Source organism: Anaerococcus vaginalis ATCC 51170, assembly GCF_000163295.1.
In the GTDB taxonomy this organism is placed as follows: Bacteria; Bacillota; Clostridia; order Tissierellales; family Peptoniphilaceae; genus Anaerococcus; species Anaerococcus vaginalis.
In genome coordinates this window covers 388069-404889 of record NZ_GG700527.1, presented here as the reverse complement: position 1 = coordinate 404889, position 16821 = coordinate 388069, and the positions used below count along the sequence as shown (strand labels likewise).

The window sequence follows — 16821 nt, the reverse complement described above, 5'->3', positions numbered from 1 at the left end:
ATTACTTCCGAACCCCTAATCATACCTCCCATATACTCCATATTATCTCTGATAGTGACAGTTTTAAGTCCTCCACTTAGTTCATCAAAATCTGTAATGGTAAAGTCCTTATCTTTATATCTAACCTGATCACCTATCTTAAATTTAGATTCTATCTTTTCCTTAACTTCTTCTTGTAATGATTTTTCCTCGCTTAGTTCAACTTGCTCTTCTAAATATGAAAAATCACGCTCATTTACTTCTTCACCATCACCAAGGTCAATCCTATAATGCTCGACAACTTCGCCATCTATATAGTGGTCAAAATAGAATTTGAAATACCCGATATAATCATCAGTCATTTCTCCAAATTCATTTTCTCCAAGAGTTTGATTATGGTCTTTAACATCAATATCCTTTTGTCTTAGGATATCGATTAAGTCTTTTGTTACTACCTGCCCACTATAATCAGGAACTAATTCGTGGTTTTCATTAAATTCTACAATCCAGTAATCTTTTCTATTTTCAATGTTTTTATCATCAAAAAAAGAAGCTTCATCAGCTTCCTTTTCTTGGCTTATTTCATTTTCTAAGCTTCCACGTATTCCTTGATTGCCATTCTCCTGACTGTTGCCATCAAGTTGTTCATCTGTCCTTGGTATTCTTCTGGATTCTCTTTCATCATCTTCTCTGTCAATCCTTGGGCTTTCATCATTTTCACTTTCTCTCTCTTGATAAAGTCCACTGCCTGATTCTGAATTTCCTTCAGATGATTCAAAAGTGTTTTCTCCTCGTACATTTCCTGAAGTTTCTTCCAGTTCTCCATGTCCTCGCTGCCTACCAGATAAGACAGTCTTAGAACTGCGTAAGTCGGATTCGGAAATCTCTCCATAAATTCCATATCCTTCTCCATCATGTCCAAGGTTTTCTCTTCGATCTTCATCGCTATTTCCTCTGTCGCTTCCATCTGTGAAAACTCGTCCATCTCTACTTCTTGACCTATCATCTCGTCTATATAAATCATTTTGACCTCCTCTATCTTCATTTGTATTTTCTATATCTCTATTATAGTCGGCAGCAGCCCTTTCTGTCAGCAGCCTAGCACGATCTATTTCCTTAGATTTTTCTATTGTGCTATCTATAATATCTTCACTAACCCTTGATATTACAAGACCTATCTGTTCTAAAGAAATTGTATTAATCCTAGAAAAATTATTTTTTAAATTTTCCATATCCATAGGATAGACTGTATTAAACCTATTAGCTACCGCATAGGATATTGAGTCTCTCATAAACTTTTCAAAGCTAAGTCTATCCTCTATATCTATCCTTAAATCAGCAAGAGCCAAGTTAATGTATTTATCTCCATAAATTCGGCTCAAAGAAAATATATTTTCATTGAGTGAATCACTAGCTTCAAATGAAAAATCTCTTATTATTTCTTTTAAAGCCTCATTATGGTTTTCGTGATCAAACTGCCATAAGCTAACCTCATTGATATTCCTATCCATTGATGTTGTCTGACTAATATCGAAAATGTATGAAATTTTTTGATTTACATTACTTCCAACTAAAATTGGAATACCCTTTTGACCTCTCATAACAACTCGACCAAAATATTTTTTCCACATATCAAAGGTCGCACAAGCTCTAGCTTCAGGTTCTTTGTTGTATATACTTAGTTGGCTAGAAAAATCATATTTCTGATTATTACCTATAACCTTTAAGAGCTTTAAATATTCTTTTTCATCTTGTAAAACTTCATACTTTATTGCTTCTTGTATATTCTTAAAATCATTTACTTGCATTTTCTACCTCCTTTTTAGAGTAATAAAAAAGACGATAGATTTTAAATAATCTACCGTCTTTAATGTAATATAATTAAATGACCTATATTAATTTTTTAAGTTTTTTATATAAGTTCAATAATTCGTTAATATCCATATCCATTATAGGCTCATACATAAAAGAGTTTATATGAATATTTTCTGGAGTCATTATATTAACTTCATTAACAATATTAATTTGTTCTTCATTCGCAATCTGCTTATATGCATCAAATAATACCCTGGTCATATTATTAGTTTTATCTACATGATTCAGAAATTCCGCTTTATCTCCTGTTTTCAAATTATTTTTCACTTTCCAATTGAGCATCCCATTATAATTATTAATTTTATCTAACATTATTTCCTCAGCTTTAAGTCTACAAGCCATTGATAATAAAACTTTATGCTCGAGTAAATTTAAGTTATTACTTAAGTTTTCAGTAGTTTCATAAAGCTTTTCTATAACCAGATCATCCTCTTTAAATTCACTTGGTATATCAAATTTCCCTAAATATTCTTTATATACTTTCCCTAAAGTTTTAAAAGTAATAGTTCCTGAATTATCTTTATTGTGTAGTAAATTAGTTAATAGCTCATAATCGCTATCATAATAATTTGAATCATTAACATATTTATCATAACTATATTCAATTAGATTCCTAACAAATGGTATAAGTGCAAATAAAGAATATTTATCTGGTTTACTTTTCCATGTTATAAAAGGTTGCTTTTGATATTTTTCTTCTATCAAATTTAAATCCTGTTTGTTTTCAACGATAAATCTAGATTTACGAGGTACATTGAGTCTAGAAGAAATTGTTCTATAAAAATCAAAATTATGAGATAAAATTATCATTCTAAAATTATCAATTGTTGCCATTTCATACAAATATTCTACAATAGCATACTTATTTTTATAATCAAAAGAATCTGCTATATCGTCTACTATAAATAGGATTTCATTGCTTTCTTTTCTTATTTTTTCTATGTCAAATATTATATTTAACAAATATAAAGATCTTTTTTCTCCTTGACTTAACACGTCTAATTTTTCTAAATTTGATCTATCTAAGCTTGCTTGATTTTCACCCTTCTCAAATATAAACTCCACACGTGGGAGGTTTTCTCCTATTATCGCTCCCTTTAAATTTGATATTTTCATCTTATATGGAACAGTAAACCTATCTTCAAATATTTCTAAAGAACGATTCCACAATGTATTGTCTATATTGAGATTTTTAACATTCTCCTCTAATTCTTTATATATCTCTAATAAATCATCAAAAGATTTCTTTTCTTTCTTTATATAGGAAGTCCATAATTCTTTTTTTAAATTGTCTAAATTTTCTATTTTTAAAAACTCTATTAGCTCAGGATTATTTTCTATTGTATCTCTTAATAATATGCCTTTTGTATCACTTAGTAACTTTTCTATCTGTTGAAACTCTGGAATATCTTTAATTTTCCCTTCTATTTCATATAATTTCTCTTGTAGTTCATCATTATTACCAATTACTATGCTATTATTTAAATTAAGTTTATTATCTCTTACAAAAAAATTATCTGAATCTAAATTTTTTGCAACGTTTTTCAATTTTGGAAATGTGAACTTACCTTTTTCAAAAAAAGTATAACTACTGTATATAGTTTCAGCAGCTTCACAAAACTCTTTTATTTTATTTTGAAAACTACTGTCCTTTATTTTTTTAATTACACTATTATCAAAAATTGTCGAGTATTTAACATTAGGTAAATACGTTTTATTTTCAACTTCACCTAATTCTTTCAAGCTTAATAAAAAGCTTTTTTCACTTAAATTCATTTCAGAAACTATTGTAGGCTCTAATTCATAAATTTTTCTTCCTTGTTGTGTTTTTTCAATTTTTAGTCCTGAATATTGCACTAACTTTTTTAAAAAATTATTTTTTTGCTTTAATAAAGTTGTGATAGATTTTTTTGTTTTTTCGTCTACTAATAAATCCGCTATACTATTAGATTCATAATAATTTTCAAAGCTTTTTATTACAAACACTTGCTCTTTTCTTATATCTTGTCCATCTACGCTAACATTAACTTCTGCTTTTATATCGAATATTTCATCACGTATTTCGTCAGCTTTACCATCTTGAATTTTCTTAAAAGTTTTTGCAAAAGAAGTTTTCATTAATCCATTTTTTGCATATACTGTAATCACATTTGTATTTGTAAAATCGAATTCATGGTTAAACTCATCTATTCCATAACAATTCTTTAATTTACATTCTAGAATATCCATATCATGCCCTCCAGTCTTTTATTTTATTATATCATTTACAATAATAAGTTTGCACTAACATGCATTAGTGAACTAATAATGCACATTAAAATATCAACCACAATAGAATTGCCGGCCTGTTTATATAGTTTACTTGAGGTGCAATTTTTTCTTCTTGGATATACTTCTTCTAATTTGTCTATATCGCTATCATCAAAACCCATGAGTCTTAAACATTCTCTTTCTGTTAAATACCTATACTGACCATTTCCAATATCTATTATTCCAGAATTAGGTACTCTCATCTGTTTTGTAGAAATAGTATAAGAAAAATCTTTAATCACTTTGAGTCGCCCTCTAAAACTATTATCTATGCCTTTATTTAAAAATTTGAGCATATAAGGTTGGGTCATTGTATAAAGTTCACTTACATCCTTTTCTAAAAAATCACTTAGTGGTCTTGTTTCTTTCCTCTCCAATTTATTAAAAGAAAAGTTATTTGCTCCAAGACAAGAAACAACAAAAATTCTCTCTCTTTTTTGAGGTATTCCAAAATCCATTGCATTTAATATTTCATACTTGCTTTCATATCCAAGGTTTTCTAGTTCTTTTAGATAAATAAAAAAGGAGTCCCTCATATTTCTATCAAGGACTCCCTTTACATTTTCCCAAATTATCCATTTAGGTTTTTCTTTCATTTCTTTTATTATTCTAATTGTTTCAAATAGTAAGCTTGATCTAGTTCCTGAGTTTTTTACTCCTCCCTGCTTTTTTCCAATTCTTGAAAAGTCTTGGCAAGGACTTCCATGCATAATTAAGTCTATCTTCTCATTAGGTGCTTTATATCCTACTACTGATTTTGGCTTATAATCTTCTCCATAAAGTGCATTGTATGATTTAACACAAGCCTTATCTATTTCTACATAATCAACAACTTCATAAGGTATCTTTAAATTAATAAAAGCCTTTCTAATAGCACCTATGCCGCCGAAAAGCTCTAATATTTTCACCTTATTCATTTAGATTATTCTTGTACCTATCTACAAGCTCCCTTATACTATCTTCAATTTCTCTTAAAAAGTCTTCTTTATCTACTTCACCAGAGCTAATCTTTGCAAGTTTCATTTCCCATTCAGATGTTGTTTCTGCTGATTTAAACTTATCCTCTACAATTGATACAAGTCTATTGCCTTTTTCTGTTACAATTAGATTTTTCTTATCTCTTCTTATAAGATCCTTATGGATAAGATTTTCAATAATTCCTGCTCTTGTAGCTGGTGTTCCTAAGCCTTTTCTCTCCACTTCTATATCTTTATCCAGTGATTCAATCCCTGCATTCTCCATAGCCTTTAAAAGTGTATCTTCGTTATAATGACTTGGAGCTTTGGTAAATTTCTCTGATATATTTTTAGAAGTTAGCTTAATTTTATCTCCAGTCTTTACATCTGGTAATTCATTTTCTTGTCTTTCCTTTCCATAAGGCTTTAGATACCTGGTATAACCTTCATAGTTTATAGTCTTACCACTTGCATTGAAGTTAAATTTATCATATTCATATCTGATTTTTCTACTAGATTCCTTTAAGTTATCCGAACATGAAGCAAGTAATTTATTCTTGATTAGATTATAGATTTTGCTTTCTTTGTCAGATAAATCTTTGGCTTTTCCAATACCTGATATAGTAGGAATAATTGCATAGTGGTCTGTAACCTTAGATGAATTAAAAATAGACTTAAAGTTTGATTCATTGATTTTAAAATCATCTTCAAGTCCTTCTAATAATTCTTTCATAGTATTAACCATATCATCGGTTAAATACCTGCTATCCGTTCTTGGATATGTGATTAGCTTTTTTTCATATAAAGCTTGTGCCAGATTTAAAGTATCATTTGCTGAATACCCAAAATATTTATTTGCTTCTCTTTGTAAGGTAGTGAGATCATAAGGCTTATCTGGTTTTGTGCTTATTTCTTTGTCTTCTACCTCTGTAATAACTATTTCGTCTTCTAGCAGATTTAATAGTTGTTCTGCAACTTCAATTTTATCAATCCTATCTGATACAAGTTTCAATCCTTCATAAGATAGGTCAACTGTATAATATTTTTGCTTCTTAAATAGGTTTATTTCACTATCTCTTTTGGCTATTAAATATAGAGTTGGTGTTTGTACTCTACCAACAGAATATGTTTCCTTGTAAATGCAAGAATAAAGCCTACTTAAATTCATCCCCACCAGCCAATCTGCAATTGCTCTTGCACTTGCCGATCTATATAAGCCTTCAAAGTTTTCTCCATTTTTAAGATTTCTAAAACCATCTTCAATAGCTTTGTTTTCCATTGAAGATATCCAAAGTCTTTGAATCTTCTTTTTACATTTAGCTTGATTATATACAAGCCTAAAAATAAGTTCTCCCTCTCTTCCAGCATCACAAGCATTTATAACTGTGTCGATGTTCTTATCGTTTAAAAGTTTCTTTAAAACTCCATATTGTTTTTTAGTGCTTTTAGATACTTCATAAATATATCCTTCTGGAATTATAGGAAGAGTGTCTATTGACCATTTCTTCCATTTTTCATCAATCTTATCTGGACTTGCCATTTGAATTAAATGACCTACACACCAAGAAACAATGTAGCCACCTCCCTCATAATATCCGCTTTTTCTTGTTCTTGCTCCAATTACTTTTGCAATCGTAACTGCTACACTTGGTTTTTCTGCTATTACTAACTTCATTAATACCTCCATAAATAAAAAAAGAGCGAAAGATTTCTCTCTCGCTCAAGCTTTTAAAAATTATTATAATAGTTCATCATCTTCATCATCTTCTGATGATTCTTCATGACTTTCATCATTGTCAGATTCATCTTCTGACTCACTAATATAATCCTCATCATCTTCTTCAAAGTCTTCCAACATTCTATCTTCTTTTGCTTTGACTACTTTAAAATAATATCCTGCCCCTATAACTCCTCCAATTACAAGTGCAATAATTAGAAATGAACCTATTCCGCTTTTCTTTTCTTCTTTTACTGGAACAACAGTAGGTTCTTCTTTTTTTACTTCTTCTTTCTTAGGCTCTTCAACCTTTATAGTATTTTTATCTTCTGATTCAATCATATTTAACAGGTCTTGTTCTCCTACTTCTGTTAATAATCTTACATTATCTTGATTTGATGAGTGATCCACTATTAGGTGCATAGTTTTTCCACTTTTAGTTTGAAATGTTAAAAATTGTCTTACATCTACTGGATTTTCTTTATCTTTTTCTGTATCTCCACTTGGTGTAATATCTTTTCCATTCCTATCTACATTTTCAATTACTGAACCTCTTGCCTTATTTTCCTGTGTTGCTAGACTATTTACTGCCTTTGTATTACCACCTTTTACAAGTGGGGTTTTCTTTGGAGGATTATTTGAAGGCTTATTTGCTTCACTTGTATTTCCTGGTATTCTTGGAACATCTTGATAAGGAATTTCTTCTTTTGACGGTGTAAAAACATCATCTTTCAACATTTTTTCAAATTCTTCTTTTTGTGGTTCATAGATTGATTCGTTTTGACTTTCTATTTGCCCTTCATTTGTCATCGCAAATGTAGTTGCTGGTACTGTAAATGTAAAAAGGAGTAACGCTATGGCTACTCCTCGTTTAATGCTCTTATTCATTTTTCTATCCTTTCTTATTTTACATTTTTAAATACATAGACTGCTTTTCTAGCATTGTCCCATTCTATTGTTTGGTTTTTACCATCTTTAATATCTCCATGACTTGCCCCAAAAGCTTTAGCAATATTTGAAATTGAAGCATGAATTCTTCCATTTATAATCACTGGCTTAACATCTGAATTGTAGACCTTTCCATCTGAATCTTTCATAACACCAGTATCAATATTTAGTCTTAATGTCTTTTTAGCTAGGATATTATTCTCTTTATTTGAGAAAATGGCTTCACGAGTAGAGTTGTCATACTCAACATTAAAACCTAGAGTATAAGCAATATATCTTACTGGAATCATAGTTCTTCCTTGGTCTACATAAGTTTTTACATCCATATAGACTGTTGTCTTACCATCTTTGTTAATAATGTTATAAAAGTTTTTGTCTACTTGGAAAACTGCAAATTCTTTTTCATTTTTAACTTGTTTTTTGCCTTGCTGTTCCTCTTGCTTTTTCATCTTGTTAAGATCAAATTGATTTAGGATATTCTTGTCATCAGCTTTCAAAAGTTCGTCCCACTTCTTATCTTGAGATTTCTTATCTTCTTTCTTTTCTTTGTTTTCTTTTTGGAGTTTTAGAAGTTCATCTAATTTTTTAGATAAGTCTTGATTTAGATTTTTGTCTTTTTCATCTTTAGCTTGTTTTTCAAGTTCTTCTTTCGATTTTTTATTTGCTTCCTCGATTAACTTCTTTGCTTCTTCGATTTTCTTATCTAATTCTTCTTTTAGCTTTTTAATTTCTTCTTCAGAAGCTTTTTGTTTTTCTTCTAGTCCTTTAATCTTATCTTCTAATTCTTTTTTTGTATTTTCAGAAGATTCTTTTAAACTATCAATAGCCTTTTGAAGCTCTTCAATTTTCTTACAGCATTCTGACTTAGAATTTTCTGTCTCTTTCTTTTTAGACTCTAAGTCTTTTATCTTAGTATCTTTTTCATCAAGAGCTTTTTCTAAGTCCTTAATTTTATTGTCTTTATCCTCAATTTCTTTAGTCTTCTTTGCAAGTTCTCCTTCTAAAGACTCGAGCTTTTCTTGCATTTCTTTAATTTTATTTTCGTTTTTACCAGTCTTTTCTTTCTCAGCTTCTAACTCCCATTTTGTAGATGAATAATCTTCTTTTAGCTTTGCATTTTCATATTGTAATCTTTTTAGTTCATCTTTAAGCTGAGTAATTTCTGCTATTAGTTCATCATTATTATTAGAATTTTTAAGATCCTCAATTTCTTTATTCAATTGAGCAATCTTATTATCTTTATCTCTAATCTCTTCTTCTAGCTTAGACTTTTCTTGTTTTAGTTTTTCTCCATTATCTTTGCAAGATTCTAACTTTTTCTTTAATTCATCTATCTTTGATTGGTCTTCTTGTTTCTTATCATTTAAGTCTTTGATCTGATTTTCTAAGTCCTTAATATTTTTAGTTAAATCATCAATCTTATTGTCCTTTTCATCAATATCTTGACCTGTTAAATCAGTTTGAGTATCAATGGAATATTTATTTGGATTGTAAATAGTCATCTTTCCTTGATACATATCATTGTTATAATCAAATTCAAGTTCTACACTATCTACATTCTTATCAAAGACAAACTCTCCATTTTCATACCTCAATCCATTAGGAATAGATTTGAATCCTTGATTTCCCTTGAAACCAAAATGATTTTCGTAAAATGGATTTTGTTTTGGTCTATATTCAACTTCTTGATTATGGAATACTCCCTTACTGTTAATATTTGGATTGCCTAAAACTTTTATAGTGTGCAATTTATTTCTTGAAAAAGCGTATTGTTCAATTGTCTTCACAGACTTCGGTATAGTTATTTCTTGGAGGTTATTTCTTTCAAAAGTATTATGTTCAATATTTACCAAAGTATCAGGTAAAGTCACTTCTCTAAGTCCACAATTGAAAAATGCTAAACCACCAAGATAAGTTAGACTATTTGATAGTTTTACCTCGTCTATACTTGCATCGTAAAAGGCAGCATAGCCTAAATGCTTAACAGAATCAGGAATAATTACTTTATCCCAATGTTTGCCACGTCCAAATTCTCTTTTAAATCTAAGTTCATCGTTTGAATGACTTAAAGAATAATTTCCATTTATAGACTTCGTTCCTTCAGGAAATACTAGAATATTTGTCTTTTCTTTCTTTTCTAAGCCCTTATCACTAAAAGCGATTATATTTCCCTCAGAGGAATACATAAAATCATCTTCCGTCCAAGTAACATCAGACTTTGCAAATACACTTGTATGCACAGTTGATGTTAAAACTAATAAAAGAGCCATAAAAAAGGCTCTTAGTCTGTTTGTATTAAATTTCTTCATTATGAATGTTCTCCTTTTCTTTTAATTTTTCTTCTCTTTTTCTATCATTGATTTTCTCCATTAATTCTTCCAAGCTGATATTGTTCCTCCTAAGAGTTACAATTATTTCTTCATTTTCAACTTGTATTTCTTCATCGCAAATTTCCTTGTATTTTGCATTTAAATCTTTCAATTTATCTTCTATTTTTTTCTTTTTGTTTCTAATACTTATAAGTTTTCTGTTCACATAATATCTCCCTTCTATCTAGGTCTTCCAAAACCATAAAAGTGTGATTTCCAATATTTTGAATTTATTGATGTGTATTGAATTGGATCTCCTGCGTGAATCATCATTCCATTACCTGCGTATATTCCTACGTGAGATATTGGTGTTCCACTGTTATATGTTGAATGGAAAAATATAATATCTCCAGGTTGAGCTTCACTTGGACTTACTGGATTACAATAGTCTTTGTATATTCTCCATGCAGTTGTTCTTGGCATTCTCTTTACACCAGACTTAGTAAATGACCAACATACAAATCCTGAGCAGTCAAAGTTAGATGGTCCACTTGCTCCAAACACATATCTTTTGCCTATATGTTTTTCTGCTTCATTAAATAAGGCTTTTGCAGTAGCTGAATCAAAAGCAAGACCAGGATTTCCAAAGTTTGGATTATCTACTATTTCTCCTAAGTCCCCATTACCTGATCCAAAAACATCACCCATATTCCCCTTAGCTTCAAGAAGAGCTTCATAATGAACTACATTGTCTGGATAATCTTTAAATATTTCCCTAACTACTTCATCCATTTCTTTTTTCTTTAAAGTTACAATTAACTTTTTATATTCGTACTCTTCTTTTTCATAGCTAGTATAAGGATTACCACGACTATCATATCTTGTTCTTGCTACTGTTCTTGTTCTAATTTCAATTTCTTCTTTAAAGTCAAGCTTATACATCTTGTCGAAAAGTTCTTTTAAAATTCCTTTTACTTCAGATGCTGATTTTACTTCTCCACATCTTGAAGTTATATAGGATAAAAGTTCATGGGTATTATGACCAATTTCTCCTTCTTTATTTATGATATATTCGTCATATCCAGGATGACTTGTTTTTACACTTTCTATTTGTGATTGTAGGTCATATTCCATTGATGAAAATTCTTGATTAACTTCACTTAGAACTGTATCTTGTGATAGGTATGTTGTTGTCATTACTGAGTTTACTGAGTTGCTTAGTCCACTCATACCAACACTTCCACCACCAATCATGATTGATAGCATAAGACCTAGTCCTATTACTAGAAATAAAACCATCTTACTTTTTCTTACGATTAGCTCTTTAGAAGCCTTACCTAAACTTAAAATAGCTTTTTTAACTCTATCTACCAGTCTTGTTTCGTGCTTTTTAGCTATCATGCTTTTCATTTGTTTTCTCTGGTAAAACTTCTTAAATCTATTTTTCTTTATATAGGCGTCTGACTTTTTTAAATCTTCCAAACCACTTTTAAACTCCAACTTGCTTTTTCTCTTTCTTATTTTCTTATCAAGTTTAGATAGCTTTTTTAAGGACTTTTTCTTTTTGTCTAGCTTATACTTCCTTATTCCATGCTGGAGTTTAGAGCTTACATTAGCGGCCTTTTCTCCAGATTCTACACCAGTATTGTCAGATCCTGAACTTAAATAATCTCTCACTAACTCTGATGACTTAGCTCCAGATAATAAAACCCCAGAAGATAGACTTCCTTTAGTTTTATTCTTTAAAATATTATCCTTTAGCTTGCTTTTAGACTTTTCAAGCTCTCCAATCTTTTTATCTGAGATAAAATCTTTAACATCTTGTGATTTCTTAGAATCTTTAGTTGTAACTTTCTTAGATTCATTTTTTAAGTCATCAATTTTCTTTCGAGTGAATTTATCACTTTCATAATTTTTTCTTTTGTAGTAAGTCTTCTTTTTATTAACTTTCTTTTGTTCTGAAGGTTTAAGGCTTGTTTCCTTTTCATCTTTTATAAATTCTTGATTATTATCTTTAAGCTCAGAATTTTCAAAAGTCTTATCTGTATCAACTTCGCTTAGCTTATTTTCTTTATCTATCTCTTTAGAAAATTTTTCCTTATCTCTAAACTTCTTTTCTTGATAAAGCTTCTGCTTTTGCTTTTTATCGATATTAGTATTACTCTCGTTCTTACTTACTTCATCTTTAACAAGCTTATCTTTTCTATATATTCTCTTACTTTTCTTCGCTTCAATAGGTTTATCTTCACTTGTATGGATTCGCTTAGACTCTTTCTCGTTGATTTTGTCTTGAAATTTATCCTTACTATGAATAAGTTTATCCTCATAATTTTTAAGAACTTGTCTTTTACTTGATGCCGTCTTATTGCTTATTGGTTGAGCCTTAGCTGAGATATCATCTGTTGTTAGTTTATTAGAATTAATATTTCTACTGTTTTCACTATCAAAGTTCACCTTTTTGAAGTCTACACCTAAGTCTTCATCAAGTTTAAAGTTTTCATCTGTCCTTATTTCAAGATTAGCTTGTTTTGTTTCTTCAGTCTTATATTTATTATCTAAAACATCTTTTCTAATTCTTTCTTTGTTTTTAGCCTTCTGAAAGTCTTTTAGTTTATTTTGTTTTTGATCTTTAGCTAATACATTCTCATGGATAAGTTTAGATTCTTTTTCTGAAATTTTATCTCCGAACCTATCCTTAGTCTTAATAATCTTATTGGTATAATCATCTGAATGTACAAGTTTACTTTCAAGATTCTTTTCAGGAGCGTCCCTATTTCGTATAATTTTCTTTTGAAAATCTTTTTTTAGTTTTTTATCCATATCACACCTACTTAGCTTCTTCTGGTTTTGTTGTCATTAACTTATATAGCATGGTGTCTTTAGGGAATTTATCTATAAAGGGAACAATAGTATTTCCAAAGAATAAGAGTCCCTCACCTGCATTTGAATTAGTAATATAGTTTAACTGATAAGGCGATATTTTTAATTTCTTAGCAAGAATATCTCTATCTCCAGACGCTTGATTTAACATTAGAACAAAGTCTGTATTATCAAAGATATTTTCAATTTCCTGACTTGTTAAAAGGTCTTTTACGTTTTGAGTTATACCTGTTGGAATACCTCCCCATTTTCTAAATCTTTTCCAGATTTCTACTGAATATGAAGCAGTTTGTGGGTCTTTTAATAAAAGGTGGAACTCATCTATATAGTATCTTGTAGACTTGCTTCCTCTATTTAGGGAAACCTTGTTCCAAACTTGGTCTTGAATTACAAGCATACCTATTTTTTTAAGTTGTGTTCCTAGCTCTTTTATATCAAAGCAGAGCAGTTGCCTATTTAGGTCAACATTTGACCTATTATTAAATACATTAAGACTTCCCTTAACATAAATTTCCATTTCTGTTGCGAGCTTCCTACCAACTCCCTCTTCTTGAGATAGGAGCATATCGTATAAATCTCCTAATATAGGCATATTTTCTGGTTTTGGGTCTTCAAAATATTTTTGATATATCTTCGGTAAGCACCTATCTATAACAGATTTTTCTGCAGCAGTAAGACCAGATCCTCCTACTACAAGTTCAAGCATAGACATTATGAAATTTGCCTTATCTTTTAAAGGTGCGTCCCCATCTCCATAGTTCATATTAATATCTAATGGATTTAGGTAGTCCCTTGACTTTGCTGAAACTTTAATAACTTCTCCATTAAATTGTTTTACAAGGTTTGAATACTCGCCCTCAGGATCACAAATAATTACATCATCGTCTGTAACAAGAATTGCATTTGCCATCTCTCTCTTTGCCGAGAAAGATTTACCAGAACCTGGTGTTCCTAATATTAGTCCGTTAGGGTTCTTAAGTTTCTTCCTATCTGCCATAATCAAGTTTTGGCTAAGGGCATTTAATCCATAGTACAAAGAATTTGCCGAATCAATAAATAGCTCTTCTGTTGTAAAAGGCATAAAAACTGCCGTTGATGATGAAGTTAAAAATCTTTTTATTTCGACTTGGTTAACTCCTAGAGGTAAGGCAGAAACAAGTCCTTGTTCTTGCTGATGAGATAATCTTTTTACCTGACAATTATGTCTATTTGCAATTGATGAGATTTGTGCAATGGTGTTTTCTAATTTTTGATTAGTCCTTGCAAAATTCATCATTACTATGGTAACTACAAAGAGCCTTTCATCTCTATTTTGTAAGTCAGATAACATGGACTTAACATCAGCCCCAAAAGTATTTATATCTGAAGGAATAATATCCATATCATATCCAGCACGAACTGCTTTCTTTTGTTCTTCAATTTTCATTCTATCTAGGTCTGTATTTTTTCTCTTAATAAGTTTAATAGCTTCTGCTTGTTCAACTACATCTATATGAAAAGCTACATAAATATTGTCATCAATATCTAAAAACTCAGATAACATTCTGTCTGATAGCTCACTTGCAAGTATTTGAAAATGACTTACTGCTCCAATGAATTTCCCAAATTTAAAATTATTTGCTGGTGCAAAATTAAAGATATTGGGAGTTATATGTGATTTTGTAGACTCTTTCTTCTTCAAATTCTTATATGAAAAACCAAAGTTCTTATCTGGATTTAACATGTCGTGAACAAGTCTTAACCTTTCTTCGCCATCAAGACTTTCTGCTCTTACTCCCATAGATTTAAAGTTAGATAAAATATCTACTTCAAGTCTATTTAGCTTTGCTCTTGCTTGTTCTAGGTTATCAGCTTCTGTTGTAAAGGTTATATACTTCATCTTTTTAAGTCCGTTATTGCCCTTAGCAAGTTGAAGCTTTAACATCTCCCTAAACTCTTTTCTTACATCGTCATAAAAGTCTCCCTTATCAGCAATTTTAATTGCGTCTTGTAAGTCCTTATTTCTTCCTAATTGATTTACATATGATAGTTCAATGTGGACACTTGGATCAAAAGAATTTAAAAAGTTGGCAAATTGGTTAAAGATTAAATCTCTATCTTCTTCCAATGCCAACTGGTAATTTATATCTTGAAATGATATTGTCTTTGAATAATTTTTTTCATCTAACTGGCAAATGCCCTCTGGTAACATTCTTATATAGGGAATTGTATCCTCAACAGTAAATCTCTTTTTCTCTTTCTTTAAAATTACACTTAGAAGACTATTTGTTGGATCTTTCTTTGTTTTTAGCCTTCTTACTTCCTTTCGGTCTTTTTTTAATTGTTTTTCCCTTAGATTTAAGTCGCTGATTTGCTTTTTTCTTTGCTTCAAGATATGCCTCCTTTCTTATTCTCTTAGTTGGTTGATAAAACTTATGAAGATAGAAAAATCTAAAATACTTTTCAAAGGTTAAGGTGTCTTTTTCATATAAGGTTATAAAAAAGATTGGCAGGGTTACTATTAGCATTACAATGATTGAAATATCATTAGGTAGATATTTCTTCATAAATATATAGGTTGGTATGCCAATTAGTCCTGCCACAGAAAAACCTATAAGTTGTCTTTTGGTTAAGTTAAAGGCAACCTTTGTTTTAATCTTGTCCAAATCTTTTGGTATTGGTACATACGCCATTTTAATCTCCCTCTACTTCTTCTTTGTAAAGTTCAAGTATATGGTCATAATTAGATGTTGTTTCTTCTTCTAGGTAGCTAATTCTTTCTTCTAATTCTTCTTGTTTTTCTTCATTTCTGTCATTATATTCTCCTTGATACATAACAAATTCATTATGACATCTTCCGAGTCTATTTAATCTTTTCTTTAAGTTTCTAATTTCTTCATTTCTTTTCTTCTCTTTTAAGATTTCATAAGTTCCTCCCAATAAAATTCCAAGTCCCAATAAAGCACAATTTTTCTTTTTTAACATTTATTCCTCCTAGTGCGTATTCATAATACTTTTTGCAACTGTTCCACTCTTAAACATCATAAGTCCAAGTAGTAGAGCATATCCTAATATACTAAACAAGCTTGCGTGAATATCTGTAACCTGTACCGTTCTAATTAAAACGGTGTAGATACCCAAACATATCATCAAAAACAAACCTTGTAGTCCCAAGGCAAAAAGTCCCTTGATATAATTTGTTCCAATCTGACCCCATTCTTTATTTCCCATAGTCGCAAATGGTATGGATGATACTGATGAGTAGACATATATTTCAAACATACGCCCATATACTATTAAGGTAATAGTTAAAGATATACATTGAATTGCAATCCTCACTAGACTTGTTTCAACTAATATCATTAAAAGCTCACCTATTTCTTTTTCTTTTAATGTATCAACCATTGCAACTATCTGATCTCCTGAAACAGTGGCAGAAGTAGTGATTACCCCTGCCGCTTTGTTTACAAGATTTTGTGCCACATCAAAGACTGCCATTGAAAATTCAAAGGCATGGCTTGCAAGGTAGACTGCTATAAACATCTTTATAATATATTTGAAAAACTCAAAAGTATCTGTATCATGCATATTATTCTTTTGCATAACCATATTTATGAGTTCGATACATAATACTGCTGTTATGATAAGACCTGCTATTGGAACGATCACATTATCATTAATGTTTTTTATGAAGTTATATACTTCTCCATTCCAACCCATTGGTGTTTTACCAACATCAGTAGCAATAACTCCTACCTTGTCATTTATATCTAAGAACATGGACTCAAGATTTGCTTTGATACCTCCGAGTAGCATATCCTTAAAAAATTCAGTTAGCTTGTCAAAGATACCAAACATAGACTTTCTC

At 30.3% G+C, this 16821-nt stretch carries 11 protein-coding genes; all 11 read right to left on the bottom strand.

Translation table 11 applies throughout. From position 1 onward, the window contains the following. Positions 1-1869: 1869 nt before the first annotated feature. The 11 genes from HMPREF0078_RS01995 to HMPREF0078_RS01945 all read right to left on the bottom strand — a co-directional run bounded on the left by HMPREF0078_RS01995 (position 1870) and on the right by HMPREF0078_RS01945 (position 16811). Entirely contained in the window at positions 1870-4083 is a 2214-nt protein-coding gene (locus tag HMPREF0078_RS01995) for an ATP-binding protein (protein WP_004838412.1), read from the bottom strand. Between the two features lie 35 nt (positions 4084-4118). After that, positions 4119-5081: a DNA cytosine methyltransferase gene (locus HMPREF0078_RS01990; RefSeq protein ID WP_004838411.1), complete on the bottom strand. Its 963-nt coding sequence runs from the start codon at positions 5079-5081 to the stop codon at positions 4119-4121. After that, positions 5074-6795: a DNA topoisomerase 3 gene (locus HMPREF0078_RS01985; protein ID WP_039920388.1), complete on the bottom strand. Its 1722-nt coding sequence runs from the start codon at positions 6793-6795 to the stop codon at positions 5074-5076. The genes HMPREF0078_RS01990 and HMPREF0078_RS01985 overlap by 8 nt, the downstream gene beginning before the upstream one ends. 63 nt (positions 6796-6858) lie before the next feature. Then, positions 6859-7725: a CD1107 family mobile element protein gene (locus HMPREF0078_RS01980; RefSeq protein WP_004838409.1), complete on the bottom strand. Its 867-nt coding sequence runs from the start codon at positions 7723-7725 to the stop codon at positions 6859-6861. Between the two features lie 14 nt (positions 7726-7739). Further along, positions 7740-10094 carry a leucine-rich repeat protein gene (locus HMPREF0078_RS01975; protein ID WP_004838408.1) on the bottom strand — a complete coding sequence of 785 codons (2355 nt, stop codon included), beginning with the start codon at positions 10092-10094 and terminating at the stop codon, positions 7740-7742. Next, the gene (locus HMPREF0078_RS01970; RefSeq protein WP_002839226.1) at positions 10081-10320 is read right to left on the bottom strand and encodes a hypothetical protein; all 240 of its coding nucleotides are present in this window, start codon (positions 10318-10320) and stop codon (positions 10081-10083) included. Before HMPREF0078_RS01970 ends, HMPREF0078_RS01975 begins: the two co-directional genes overlap by 14 nt. 14 nt (positions 10321-10334) lie before the next feature. Continuing rightward, positions 10335-12914, bottom strand: a complete 2580-nt coding sequence (locus tag HMPREF0078_RS01965) for a CD1108 family mobile element protein (protein WP_004838407.1) — start codon at positions 12912-12914, stop codon at positions 10335-10337. Between the two features lie 7 nt (positions 12915-12921). Beyond that, positions 12922-15345 carry a VirB4-like conjugal transfer ATPase, CD1110 family gene (locus HMPREF0078_RS01960; RefSeq protein ID WP_155811427.1) on the bottom strand — a complete coding sequence of 808 codons (2424 nt, stop codon included), beginning with the start codon at positions 15343-15345 and terminating at the stop codon, positions 12922-12924. Next, a complete protein-coding gene (locus HMPREF0078_RS01955) occupies positions 15236-15646 on the bottom strand; it encodes a PrgI family protein (protein ID WP_004838405.1) in 411 nt (136 codons plus the stop codon). The genes HMPREF0078_RS01960 and HMPREF0078_RS01955 overlap by 110 nt, the downstream gene beginning before the upstream one ends. Before the next feature lies 1 nt (position 15647). Then, positions 15648-15938, bottom strand: coding sequence for a hypothetical protein (locus HMPREF0078_RS01950; protein WP_004838404.1), 291 nt, complete (start codon positions 15936-15938; stop codon positions 15648-15650). Between the two features lie 9 nt (positions 15939-15947). After that, entirely contained in the window at positions 15948-16811 is an 864-nt protein-coding gene (locus HMPREF0078_RS01945) for a VirB6/TrbL-like conjugal transfer protein, CD1112 family (RefSeq protein ID WP_000466918.1), read from the bottom strand. Positions 16812-16821: the final 10 nt, after the last annotated feature.